Source organism: Actinopolyspora mortivallis (genome assembly GCF_003001495.1).
Classification (GTDB): Bacteria; Actinomycetota; Actinomycetes; order Mycobacteriales; family Pseudonocardiaceae; genus Actinopolyspora; species Actinopolyspora mortivallis_A.
In genome coordinates this window covers 1-12679 of the sequence record NZ_PVSR01000042.1, presented here as the reverse complement: position 1 = coordinate 12679, position 12679 = coordinate 1, and the positions used below count along the sequence as shown (strand labels likewise).

The window sequence follows — 12679 nt, the reverse complement described above, 5'->3', positions numbered from 1 at the left end:
CGCTCCGGAATGCATAATCGCGGGAAAATCGCCACAGGCTCCGACGGAGGAACAGACACGGGAATTCACCGCCTTCGACGATCGAAAATACCGCCGTTCCGGGGAGAACCGTCCACTGCTCACCCTATTGACTGACACTCTGAAGGGCCGCTCACCAAGCATGATCGCCGCAAGAGCGCGAGACTGGGCAAGACGTGGCGTTTGCCGGGCGGCCCCGGCGGCGCGTCTCGGACCAGGTTCGTAAGGATTCCGGAGTTCGGACAAGACCAAGGAGACATCTTGCCCACCGAAGCAGCCCCGTTGCGCCGCAAGCCAGTACAGCAGCGCAGCGCCCAACGCGTGGAACGCATGTTGGAGGCCTGTGCCCAGCTCATCGACGAGGTGGGCTACGACGGTCTGACCACGACGCTGATCGCCGAACGGGCCGGTGTCGCCGTCGGCTCGTTGTACCAGTTCTTCCCGGACAAACGCGCGGTGGTCCAGGAGCTGACGCTACGCAACCTGGAGAAGTTCGTGCAGGCCGTCTACGAACGACTCGACCGCACCGAACTCGCGCACTGGTGGGACGCCGTGGACACGGTCTTCGACGTCTACCTGGGAATGCACCGGGAGACTCCGGCCTTCAGCAAGCTGCACTTCGGCGACGTGGTGGACCTGCGGCTGCTGCACGAGAACAAGGACAACAACGCCGTGATCGCGGAGAAGCTCACGAACCTCATCTCGGAGCACTTCGGGATGAGCCCCTCGGAGCTGGAGCTGCCGCTGTCGGTGGCGGTGGAGGCCGCCGACGCGGTGCTGCACCTCGCCTTCCGCCGTGCCCCGATGGGTGATCCCACACTGGTCAACGAGGCACGGGAGCTGGTTCGTGGTTACCTGTCCAGTCGGATCTCGGAGGATCAGCCGAAGGACCTGCCCTCTCCGCGGTAAGTCGGCACCGTGGCGACCGCCCGGTCCCGACCCGGCCCGTACGACTCGATCAGGTGATACTCGTCGAACCTCTCGGCCGGTTCCCCCGCTTTGGCGTGCCGGAACCACACCCGATCACCGGGACGGAGCGCGGAGGCGGCACCGCCGACCAGCGGGGTCTGCACCTCACCGGCTCCCTCGGCGCCGGTCAGCCGCAGCCCCGCGGGAAGATGGGGGGTCGGCAGGCGGTCCCTGCCCGGTGTTCCCGAGGCGAGGTACCCGCCGGCGAACACCGTCGCGCTGCGTCTGCCGGGACGACGGACCACCGGCAGCGCGAACAGCACCGCGGGAAGCGGGCGGAACTCGCGGTAGAAGTCGAACAGGGTGGGGCCCACCAGGCCCGAACCGGCGGCGACTTCGGTGACCGCCCGCTCCCGCACGGTAGTCTCCAGGCTGCCGGTTCCCCCACCGTTGACGAACTCCAGGGACCCCACCTCGGTGACCGCCTCGACCACGGCGGCCCGCCTGTGGGCGAGTTCCTCCGCCGAACGGCGTCGTATCCAGCGCACGGCAGCCGCGCGCAGCGGCTGCCCGGCCGGACGGTCGCCGATCCCGGCGATCTGTCCCTCGTAGAGCAGCAGCCCGACCAGGCGCAGACCTCTCCGTCCTGTGATCTCCCGGGCCAGTTCCCGGGCGCGGCGGGGTGAGTGCACCGGTGAACGCAGCGGGCCGATGCGCGGTCCGCCGTCGCCCCACCTGCCGGAGAGCACCGGCGGCCACACCTTCGCCAGGGGACGCCATCCCGCGTCGACCTCCAGGCACACCCTCAGGCGTCGGGAAGGCGGGGTGGCCTCCTCGATCAGATCCAGGTGCTCGGCGGAGTCAACGGTGAGGGTCACCGCGGCGGCGGCGCCCGGGTCGTCGGCCAGTTCGGCCAGCGCCCGTCGGTCCACGGTCGGATAGGCCACCAGCAGGTCCTCGCTCAGCCCCCGGCGGTACAGCCACAGCGCCTCCGGCAGGCTGTAGCACATCAGCCCGGTGAACTCGGGCCGGCGCGTGACCCTGTGGATCAGTTCCGGGCAGCGCAGGGACTTCGTCGCCACGCGTATCGGGACGCCCCGGGCCCGCTCGGCCAGGCGGGCGGCGTTGTCGTCGAAGGCGGCCAGGTCCACCACTCCGAAGGGCGGCTCCAGCCCGGCGGTGGCCGCGTCGAGGCGGGCCGCCGAGGTGGACACGGGAGGCGCTGTGGACGGGTACACGTCCTCACGGTAAGTCCCCACCCCTTGTTATGCGAGAGATATTCACTTAATTTTTCGCCAAACGGAACACCGCGACACGGTTGCGCCACGGATCTCCTCGTGTGCTCGGATCACCCGGAGGGCTGCCACGACGCTCGGGCCCCGCGCCGAGCGCCCGGGACAGGTCCGTCGACGAAAAGCGACCCCGACGGGCGAACACGAAGGACGGTTCTGGCCATGACACTCGACAGGTGGTCCAACTGGGCGGCCACGGCCACCGCCACCGGACACCACACGACACGCCCCCGCACCGGCGCGGACATCTCCCACACCGTGGCGGAGGCCCGCCGGGCCGGACACAGCGTGAAACCCCTCGGCACCGGCCACTCGTTCAGCGACATCGCGGCCCCCACCGCCCCCGGCGGCAGGAGCTCCGCGGTGGCCCTGGACCTCACGGAGTGGTCCGGCATCACCGATGTGGACCGCACCAACCTGCTCGTCACCGTGCGCGGCGGCACCCCCCTGCACCGGCTCAACAGTGCCCTGGACGAGCTGGGACTCGCCCTGCCCAACCTCGGCGACATCGACCGGCAGACCGTGGCCGGTGCCGTGGCCACGGGCACCCACGGAACTGGGGCGGCGCTGGGCGGACTGGCCACGGCGGTACGCGCGCTGGACCTCGTGCTCGCCGACGGCTCCTGGCTGCACTGCTCCCCCGAACAGAACCCGGAGGTGTTCAACGCCGCCCGCGTCGGCCTCGGCGCGCTAGGCGTGCTCAGCACGGTGACCCTGCGCTGCGTGCCCGCGTTCGCGCTGGCCGCCGAGGAGAGCCCCGAACCGCTGGACGAGGTGCTGCGGAACTTCGACGAGCACGCCACGAACAACGACCACTTCGAGTTCTACTGGTTCCCGCACACCACACGCGCACTGGTCAAACGCAACAACAGACTGCCCGAGTCCGAACCCACCCGACCGCTGCACCCCCTGCGCGGCTGGTTCGAGTACAGCGTGCTGGAGAACGGCCTGTTCGGGACGGTGTGCCGGATCGGACGCCGGTTCCCCCGCCTGGTTCCGGAGCTGACCGGACTGTGCGCCTCGTTCTGGTCCGGACGGTCCTACAGCGACACCTCGCACCGGGTGTTCGTCACCGGCAGACGGGTGCGCTTCGTCGAGACCGAGTACGCCCTGCCCCGCGAGCTGCTGCCCGAGGTGCTGGCCGAACTCCGCCGGGAGGTGGGACGGCTGCGCCACCCGGTGATGTTCCCCGTGGAGGTGCGCGTGGCCGCCGGCGACGACGTGTGGCTGTCCACCGCCCACGGCCGGGACACCGCCTACGTCGCGGTGCACCAGTTCACCGGAATGCCCTACCGGGAGTGGTTCGACACCTTCGAGCGGATCGCCCGCGCCGCGGGGGGAAGGCCGCACTGGGGGAAGATGCACAGCCTGTCCGCCCCCGAGCTCGACGAACGGTATCCGCGCTTCTCCGACTTCCTGCGGATCCGGGACCGGCTCGACCCGGAACGGGTGTTCGGCAACCCCCACCTGGAGCGCGTGCTCGGCGGGTAGACCGGCAGACACCACCCCGAACACGGAAGCGGCTCGACGGCCGAGACCCGCACCTCAACAGTCCGTGGCTGTCGCCGGGCCGGCACACGGTGCCGCTCCGCGAGGCCCCACGGGCCTGCCGTAACAACCCAGGCCGGACAGCCCGAACCAACCCACCTTCGCGCTCTGCGATCATCCGAATTCGATCGGTCAGGACCGGCTTCGGCGTCGCCACAGCGCCCGACTGACCCCCGAGGAGATCGGCCGGATCAGGTTCGTTCTTCGAAGTATGATCGACACCCAGTAGCCGAACAGCGCTGTCGATCCCTCGGACGAGGGGTTCCGTACCGCTACTGCTCGACCCCCTGTCGGCTCATACGCCTCCCGGCGGCGTCGTGCACCGCCTCCGGAGAGCACCAGGGGTCACCCGAGAACGAACGGCAGTCTCGCGGCGAGCCCGCCCAGTTCGGCCCGTTCCACCCCGCTCGGGACGCGCCGACCGGTGCCGAGACGCAGCACGTCCTTGTCCGACAGCGAGGCGGGGAACGCGAATCCGGCGATCTCCTCCGGCATCTCGCGCGAGCGGGCCAGGCCCTCGACGGGCGGTTCCTCCGCCCCGGGCAGGTGCGCCACCAGGTCCGGATGATGCAGCGTCCACTCCAGCACGTAGGCGGAGAGGTAGTCCCCCGTGGTGAGCACCTTGTCCTGGTTGGCGACGGGAAGCAGAGGGTCGGCGAGCTCGGCGACCGCCGCGCGCAACGCCGCCCACGAGCACGAGAGGAGATCCACGAGCGCAAACTAGCAACCCCGCCCACCACCGCGACCGGTTTCGTCCCGCTCGGAGACCGCTCGTCCGCCCCGGAGGAGCCGTGCCCTCCGGATCTCTCACGGCGAAGGTCGCGACGGCAACGCCCGGCACGGGTTCTTCCGCGTTCACGCCGCTCCGCCGAACCGCACGCCCCACCGGGTCCCCGGTGCCGAGAACACGGGACGGTCACACCGGGGCACCGACGACCGAGGCGACGTCGCGACGGCAACGCCCGGCACGGGTTCTTCCGCGTTCACGCCGCTCCGCCGAACCGCACGCCCCACCGGGTCCCCGGTGCCGAGAACACGGGACGGTCACACCGGGGCACCGACGACCGAGGCGACGTCGCGACGGCAACGCCCGGCACGGGTTCTTCCGCGTTCACGCCCCTCCGCCCAACCGCTCCCCCCACCGGGTCCCCGGTGCCGAGAACACGGGACGGTCACACCGGGGCACCGACGACCGAGGCGACGTCGCGACGGCAACGCCCGGCACGGGTTCTTCCGCGTTCACGCCGCTCCGCCGAACCGCACGCCCCACCGGGTCCCCGGTGCCGAGAACACGGGACGGTCACACCGGGGCACCGACGACCGAGGCGACGTCGCGACGACAGAGCGGACACCGGGCGGATCACCCCCACGAGGGTGCCGGTGCCTCCGTGGCGAGCAACTGGTCGTAGACCACCTCGTTCACCCAGCGGGACACCGCCGTCTGCTGCGTGGACGCGGAGTCCTCGAAGCTCCTCCCCTCCAGCTCCGTGCGGATTCCGTCCTCGTCGACGCTGAGCACGGCCACCCCGAACTGACGGGCCCGCATCAGGCAGGACGAGACGAAACCGTCGCGGTCGCTCACCCGGCGCGGCACCACCAGTGCCGCGCTGGTGAACCGCGCGAACGGCACGGCGGCGGTCAGCGCGGTCCTCCAGTGCCGTGCCGGTGCCAGCACCCCGGAGACCCGGGCCGCCGCCGGGGGGACCCGGTCGGCCATCTCCGGCCACACCCAGGTGGCGATCTCCGTGCGGTCCAGCACGGGTTCGCTGCCCAGACACACCCGCTCGGCGTGGGCGTCCGGAACCAGCTCGGCCACCGGCACGATCCGCCGCCCGAGCAGGCGCATGGCGGGAAGCACGCTTCCCGTCCACCCCAGTGCGTCGACGGCCAGCTCAGCCAGCCGATCCACCGAGAAGGGCAACCCGTGGGCTCCCGTCTGGCACAGGTCGATCTGTCCGTTGCCACGGCCGTCTCTTGCGATGTGTCCCGGTGTCGCGGTCACTTTCCCGCCTCCAAGGTGCTTTGCGCGAAATACGGAGCCGAACCGGGCGACGCCGCGGATGCGGTGGATCCGGCGCGCCGAGCGACGTTCGGCCAACTCTGCACGTGCATACGACTAGAACAGCTACGGACGATTTGTTCGCGCTTCCTCCGAGGTCGCTGCGACCGACGGAGGGCAAACGTCGGTGGCCGGTCGGCGAGCGGTCCGGCCCCTTCGGTCGGGCTTGACCGCCATTCGGGTGAAGCGGCGGTCGAGTGTGCCGGCGGCTCCCACCGGGGAGGCCCAGCCGGGGAGAAGGTCCCCTCCGGTTTCCGCTAGCGGTTCTCCTCGTCCAGCTGCCTGCCGATCGCCTCGGCGGCCGGAGCCAGAATCCTGGCCAGTTTGGTCACCTCGGCCCGTGCGCTCTGCACCACCAGACCCAGTGCCGCGACGACGTCCTCCCCCTCCCACACCGGCACGGCCACCGAACAGCTGCCGACGGTCATCTCCTCGGCCGTGCGGGCGAAACCACGCTGCCGTACCCGCGCCAGCTCCCGCACGAGCCTGCCCGGTTCGGCGATCGTGTAAGGGGTGTGCCGCGCCAACCCGCGCGCGCAGTACTCCTGCACCACGGCACGCGGCGCGTGCGCCAGCAGCACCTTGCCCACGCCCGTGGTGTGCAGCGGGAGACGCCCGCCGCTGCGGGAGACGACCGGTATCGAACGGCGTCCGCTGAGCTTCTCCACGTAGACGGCCTCCATGCCCTCCCGCACGGCCAGCTGCACATTGGCCCCGGTGCGTTCGTGGAGCTGCTGCATGTGCGGCAGGGCGGTGCTGCGCAGTCCGGTGTGCACCGGGGCCAGCAGCCCGATCTCCCACAGCCGCAGTCCGATGGCGTACCTGCCGTCGTGCTCCCGCTGGAGCGCTCCCCAGCTCTCCAGCTCACCGACCAGCCGATGGGCGGTGGCCAGCGGGATCTCGGCACGCTGGGAGATCTCCGTGAGCGACAGTCGCGGGGACTCCGCGTCGAACGCGCTCAGCACACTGAACGCGCGCCCGGTCACGGTGCGCCCGGGTTCCCTGCTGTTGCCCGCCATCGGCCGAACCTCTCCTCCCGGAGCAAGCCTGTGCCGGGCAAGATACCGCCGACGGGCAACGGGAGCCCCGCTCTTCCGGGGCCGGCCGGCGCGGGACCGCGTTGAGGACACCATGGACTCTCACCCTCGCCCGACCGTCTCCGGACGGCCCAAGGAGCCCACCTGCGCGGGCCTGCCCGCCCCCAGCGCCGCGACCGAACCGGCGAGGCAGACCACCATCAGCATGAGCAGCGGCACCGACCATCCCCCGGAGAGCTCGTGCAGCACCCCCATCAGCAGGGGACCGGCCGCGGCCAGCAGGTAGCCGACGGTCTGGGCCAGGGCCGACAGCCGGGAGGCCACGGCGGAGTCGGCCGCCCGCAGGCCGAGCACGCTCAACGCGAGCCCGAACAGCGCCCCCATGCCGAAACCGAGCACCACCGCGCAGACCCACATCCAGGACAGCGGGGCCAGGAACACCCCGAGCAGGCCGAGCGCCGACACCGCGAACAGCCCCACGGCCGGGGCGCGTTGTCCCGCGGCACGCCCCACGAGCAACGGCAGGGACATGGCCCCCACCGCCTGGACCAGTGTGGACACCGACAGCACCAGTCCCGCCTCGGTGGCCGACATCCCCCTGTCCCGCACCACGGTCGGCAACCATCCGAAGACCACATAGGCCAGCAACGACTGCAACCCCATGAAGGCGGTCACCTGCCACGCCAGCGGGCTGCGCAGCACCTCGGTGAACCCGCCGGCGGACTCGTCCGGACGGTGCCGTCCCGCGCCGAGCACCAGCGGCAGCCAGACCAGCGCGGCCAGCAGCGCCAGACCCGCCAGCACCAGCAGCGGCACCCGCCAACTGTTGCCCGCCGCCCGCATCAGCGGCACGGCGAAGGCGGCCGCCGCGCTGCTTCCCAGGGTGAGGAACACCGTGTACATCGAGGTGACCAGCGTCACCCGCTCCGGGTGCTCCCGCTTGATCAGGGCGGGAAGGGTCACGTTGGCGATTCCCACGGCGGCACCGACCACCACGGTCCCGCCGAACAACGTGACCACCCCCGGACCGGCCCGGAGCAGGCTGCCCACCACCAGCAGGGGGACACACACGGCGATCACGCCCTCGTCCCCCAGACGTCGACGGATCACGGCGGCCCCCGGGGCGAAGACCCCCAGGCACACCACCGGAAGCGTCGGGAGCACCCCGGCCGTCGCCGGTGAGAGCTCCAGGTCGGCGGCGATGTCCGGCAACAGCGCCCCGGCGGCGGTGAAGGGCGGTCGCAGGTTCAGCGCCAGCACCGCCACGGCCACCAACAACCACACCGAACGCACCACGGCCTCCCGGAGTCGGGGTGACACCAGTCCCGGTTGCTCACCCCATCACGAACACCCGGCGGACGGAACGAAAACACCCACTCATCCCACCTGTTGCGACGGACGGTCCGGGGACGAACGTGTGAACCGTGATCGTGTTCCGCGGGGCACAGGATCGCCACCCCGAACCGGACATTCGGCACAATGGTCGTGTGGTAACCGCTCTGTCCCTGCTCGGCGGCCTGCTGCTGATCGCGGTGATCATCGCGGCCAACGGGTACTTCGTCGCCCAGGAATTCGCGTTCATGACCGTCGACCGGGCCAGGCTGGAGGCCCAGGCCGAACAGGGGGACCGGATCGCGGACCGGATGCTGCGGGTGACCCGCCGGACGTCGTTCATGCTCTCCGGCGCCCAGCTGGGGATCACCGTGACGGGCCTGCTGGTCGGTTACGTCGCCGAACCGCTGGTCGGCAGCGCCGTGGGAGAACTCCTCGGCGGTGCGGGCGTTCCCCCGGGCGTGGGCATCGCGATCGGCACCGTGGGGGTGCTGGTGGTGTCCACCTTCGTGCAGATGCTGTTCGGGGAACTGTTCCCCAAGAACCTCGCCATCGCCCGGCCCTACCAACTCGCGCGGTGGCTGTCGGCGTCCACGGTGCTCTACATGCGTCTGGCGGGCTGGCTGATCTGGTTCTTCGACCGCGCCTCGACCGGGTTGCTGCGACTGTTGCGGATCACACCGGTGCACGACGTCGAACACGCGGCCAACCCCAGGGACCTGCAACGGATCGTGACCGCCTCCCGACAGGCGGGAGAACTTCCCGGCGAACTCTCCCTACTGCTGGACCGGGCGCTGGACTTCCCCGAACGGGACGTCGAGCACGCCCTGGTACCACGTTCCCAGGTGGACGTGCTCGGCGACGACACCACGCTCGACGAGGTGCGCCGGACCATGAGCCGGGGACACTCCCGGTACCCGGTGCTCGACGGCGACGACGAGATCGTGGGGGTGGTGCACCTCGTCGACGTGCTGGAGGCGATGGCCGGGCAGGACGCGGGAGCCGACCGGCGCCCCGTCACCGGGATCGTCCGCCCCGCCACCATCCTCCCCACCCTGATGTCGCTGCCCGACGCGGTCACGACGATGCTGGAGTCCCGCGACAGGTTGGCCTGCGTGGTCGACGAGTACGGCGGTTTCGCCGGGATCCTCACGGTCGAGGACCTCGCCGAGGAGCTGGTCGGGGAACTCACCGACGAACACGACGTCGACGAACGCCCCCACCTGGTCTCCACCGGGGACGGCGGGCAGTGGCGGGTGCGGGGTGACGCCCCTCTCGACGAGGTCGAACGCGAACTCGCCCACCTCCTTCCCCGGGGGGACTACGAGACCGTCTCCGGTCTCGTCATCGCCCACCACGGGTCGCTGCCCGAGGAGAACACGGTGGTCGAGGTCCGACTTCCCAACGATCCGACCGAGCTGGCCCACGAGCGGCACCCTCCGACACGGACGCTGCGGGCCACCGTCGTCGAGGTCGAGCACCACGTCCCCGCGGAACTGGTACTGGAACTGCACGAACACAGCTCGGAGACGGACCCCTCCGAGTCCGACGACCGGCCGAGCTCCGGCTCCGGTCCCGAGGAGTCCTGATGTACGGCCCCTGGACGGCCACGCTGACCACCGCCGCGATCATCGCGGCCAGTGCGCTGTTCGTCTCGATCGAGTTCGCCACCATCGGCGCGCGGCGAACCCGCCTGGAGGAGCAGGCGACCACCAGCCGGGCGGGCCGAGCGGCCCTGCGCAACGCCTCGGAGCTCTCGGTTCTGCTCGCGGGCTGCCAGCTCGGCATCACCGCCTGCACCCTGGCGCTGGGTGCGATCACCGAACCGGCCGTGGAACACGCGCTGGAACCCGTGTTCGCCGCCCTCGGCCTGCCCCACTGGCTCGGCGGCACGATGGCGTTCGTGCTCGCGCTGCTGCTGGTGACCTTCCTGCACCTGGTGGTGGGGGAGATGGCACCCAAGTCGTGGGCGATCACTCACCCCGAGCGCTCGGCCGTGCTGCTCGCCGTGCCCATGCGCGGCTTCATGTGGCTGTTCCGTCCCGTGCTGACGCTGCTCAACCGTTCCGCGAACAGACTCGTCGAGGCGCTCGGGGTGCGGCCGGTCGACGAGGTCTCCATCGAACAGGGTCCCGACGAGCTGCGCCAACTCGTGCGGCACTCCGCCGAGAGCGGCGACCTCGACGCCTGGTCCTCCGACCAACTGGCGGGCGCGCTCGAACTGACCCGACTGCGCGTCGGTGACCTCACCAGCGAGGAACCGGTCGTCTCCGTGCCCCGTACGGCCACCGTCGCCGATGTGTGGGCCGCCAGCCGCGAGTCCGGGCACCTGCGGGTTCTCGTGGGGCCGCACGAAGCGCCCACCGGGCTGGTGCACGTCCGCGACACCCTCACCCTCGCCGCCGACCGGCCCCTCGACGGCCTCGTCCGGGACTGCTCCGAACTGGAGCCGGACACCACCGTGCTCGACGCCCTGTCCCGGATGCGCCGGACCAGCACCCAGTTGTCCCTCGTCCGCACGGGCGGGCGAACGGTCGGAGTGGTGACCATCTCGGACATGTTGAAGGGGCTCTTCCCTCCGCGCACGGACCGGGAAACCGGTGGGGCGTAGTCCCGCCTCCGAACGGGTGGCCGGGACCCCACCCGCGGTCAGGCGTGCGCGTGGCGGCACCGTCCCGCCTCAGGAGTCGGGAGGGCGGAAGCCGGGGTCGGAAACCTCCACGGGACGTCGTCGTGGACGAGTTCCACCTGACGGCCTTCACCGTGTACCGGGACGGGTTCGTTCCACGAGTACGCCTGTCATCGCGTGATGTCCCACACCATGCGCGAACACCTCGACGCCCTCGTCTCCCGGTTGGCGGAGAGGGCGTTGGTTCTTCCGAGACCGGGAACCTGCTGCCCCGTACGGGCGACACACCCTCCACTGGGGAGGGACACGTGAGACACCCCACCACACACGAAAAAATCGGGGAGAGTTCCACCGACTGTGGAACTCTCCCCGATCACGTCCTTCGGACCGACACCGACGATGTCGGTGGTCCTCGGTGGGCGAGGGGGGATTTGAACCCCCATGTCCTTTCGGACACACGGACCTGAACCGTGCGCGTCTACCTATTCCGCCACCCGCCCGTGGCTGTTGTCGATGACTCTACACCATCCCGATCCCACCCCCGAAACCGGGGGGTGTTCCGACCGAAGGGACAATCGCCGGGACGACGAGCCCGTACAATCGGTCCGGGACCGCGTGTCGTGATCGACGTACCCAGGTTAGCACGGCACGTTCGGGTGGAACCGCACAGGGGGCCACCCCGGAACCGACGTAGTGGCTGTAACGGCTCGTCGCCCCAGATACGATGGGCCGCAGGAGTCGAGAGTGTGGAGGGATTGCCGTGGGCCTCGTGCAGCGCTTCGAGCGCAGGCTCGAAGGCATCGTCGGCAACAGCTTCGCGCGCGTGTTCGGCGGCAAGGTGGTCCCTCAGGAGGTCGCCCAGTCCCTCCAGCGGGAGGCTGAGCTACAGGTCCGTGAACTCGCGGGCGGCAGGCTGCTCGCCTGCAACCACTACGTGGTGCAGTTGAGTCCCACCGATCACGAACGACTCGTGGAGGACGAGAGTCGGGTCACCGACCTTCTCGCCGACTGCGTTCAGGAGCATCTCACCGAACAACGGTGGGACACGTATGGTGACGTCGTAGTCTCCCTGGAGCGCTCTGAGACGCTGCACACGGGACAGTTTCGAATCAGTTCGTCCGTCGACCCCGACGTAAGCCGACGGCCGGCAACACCTCGTACCGCAGGAGACCGACCCATGAGTCAGCCACCAGGCCAATATCCCCAGGGGGATCCGTACGGCCAGCAGGGGCAGTACGGCTACGACCAGGCCCAGTACGGGCAGGACCCGAACTTCCCCTACGGTCAGCCCGGCTACGACCAGGGCTACGGCCAGCCCGGTGGTGCGTACCCACAGTCCGGTGGCTTCCCCGACCAGGGCTACGGGCAGCCCGCACCCCCGCCGCCGCCACCGGCCTACGGACAGCCCGGCTACGACCAGGGCTACGGCCAACCCGGCGGTGCGTACCCACAGTCCGGCGGCTTCCCCGACCAGGCCTACGGACAGCAACCCCCCGGATACGGACAACCGCCCGCCTACGGGCAACCCGGCTACGACCAGGGCTACGGACAGCCCGCACCCCCGCCGCCGCCACCGGCCTACGGACAGCCCGGCTACGACCAGGGCTACGGCCAACCCGGCGGTGCGTACCCACAGTCCGGCGGCTTCCCCGACCAGGCCTACGGACAACAGCCCCCCGGATACGGACAACCCCCGGGCTACGAGCAGGCCTACGCCCAGCCGCCCGGATACGGACAACCCCAGCCCGGCGGTGCGTACCCACAGTCCGGCGGCTTCCCCGACCAGGCCTACGGACAGCAACCCCCCGGATACGGACAACCGCCCGCCTACGGGCAACCCGGCTACGACCAGGGC

The 12679-nt window shown here is 70.5% G+C and carries 9 protein-coding genes, 1 tRNA gene and 1 pseudogene; 5 read left to right on the top strand and 6 right to left on the bottom strand.

Annotation, left to right across the window (positions count from 1 at the left end; genetic code table 11):
* Positions 1-279 precede the first annotated feature (279 nt).
* On the top strand, positions 280-927 hold the full coding sequence (locus CEP50_RS17260) for a TetR family transcriptional regulator (RefSeq protein ID WP_106114980.1): 648 nt from the start codon (positions 280-282) through the stop codon (positions 925-927).
* Here the strand turns inward: CEP50_RS17260 and CEP50_RS17255 are convergent.
* The gene (locus CEP50_RS17255; protein WP_258175381.1) at positions 897-2165 is read right to left on the bottom strand and encodes an alanine racemase; all 1269 of its coding nucleotides are present in this window, start codon (positions 2163-2165) and stop codon (positions 897-899) included. The two genes, CEP50_RS17260 and CEP50_RS17255, sit on opposite strands and share 31 nt — an antisense overlap.
* 216 nt (positions 2166-2381) lie before the next feature.
* On the opposite strand from CEP50_RS17255, the gene CEP50_RS17250 reads away from it, so the two are divergent.
* The gene (locus CEP50_RS17250; RefSeq protein WP_106114978.1) at positions 2382-3710 is read left to right on the top strand and encodes a D-arabinono-1,4-lactone oxidase; all 1329 of its coding nucleotides are present in this window, start codon (positions 2382-2384) and stop codon (positions 3708-3710) included.
* 402 nt (positions 3711-4112) lie between these two features.
* Here CEP50_RS17250 and CEP50_RS17245 read toward each other — a convergent pair.
* The 4 genes and pseudogenes from CEP50_RS17245 to CEP50_RS17230 all read right to left on the bottom strand — a co-directional run.
* Positions 4113-4433, bottom strand: a pseudogene (locus CEP50_RS17245) (maleylpyruvate isomerase N-terminal domain-containing protein); the annotation flags it as partial.
* A gap of 694 nt (positions 4434-5127) precedes the next feature.
* Positions 5128-5769 carry a hypothetical protein gene (locus tag CEP50_RS17240; protein ID WP_106114977.1) on the bottom strand — a complete coding sequence of 214 codons (642 nt, stop codon included), beginning with the start codon at positions 5767-5769 and terminating at the stop codon, positions 5128-5130.
* Positions 5770-6083: 314 nt separating this feature from the next.
* A complete protein-coding gene (locus CEP50_RS17235) occupies positions 6084-6845 on the bottom strand; it encodes an IclR family transcriptional regulator (RefSeq protein ID WP_106114976.1) in 762 nt (253 codons plus the stop codon).
* A 120-nt stretch (positions 6846-6965) separates the two neighbouring features.
* On the bottom strand, positions 6966-8183 hold the full coding sequence (locus tag CEP50_RS17230) for a CynX/NimT family MFS transporter (RefSeq protein ID WP_219905532.1): 1218 nt from the start codon (positions 8181-8183) through the stop codon (positions 6966-6968).
* A 167-nt stretch (positions 8184-8350) separates the two neighbouring features.
* On the opposite strand from CEP50_RS17230, the gene CEP50_RS17225 reads away from it, so the two are divergent.
* Both CEP50_RS17225 and CEP50_RS17220 read left to right on the top strand, forming a co-directional pair.
* Positions 8351-9784, top strand: coding sequence for a hemolysin family protein (locus tag CEP50_RS17225; RefSeq protein WP_106114992.1), 1434 nt, complete (start codon positions 8351-8353; stop codon positions 9782-9784).
* Positions 9784-10806, top strand: a complete 1023-nt coding sequence (locus tag CEP50_RS17220) for a hemolysin family protein (RefSeq protein ID WP_106114975.1) — start codon at positions 9784-9786, stop codon at positions 10804-10806. The genes CEP50_RS17225 and CEP50_RS17220 overlap by 1 nt, the downstream gene beginning before the upstream one ends.
* Positions 10807-11240: 434 nt before the next feature.
* Here CEP50_RS17220 and CEP50_RS17215 read toward each other — a convergent pair.
* Positions 11241-11324 (bottom strand) — tRNA-Leu (locus CEP50_RS17215).
* 260 nt (positions 11325-11584) lie between these two features.
* Here CEP50_RS17215 and CEP50_RS17210 point away from each other — a divergent pair.
* Positions 11585-12679 (top strand): DUF3662 domain-containing protein (locus tag CEP50_RS17210; protein ID WP_106114974.1); only part of this gene is annotated, 1095 nt, incomplete at its 3' end.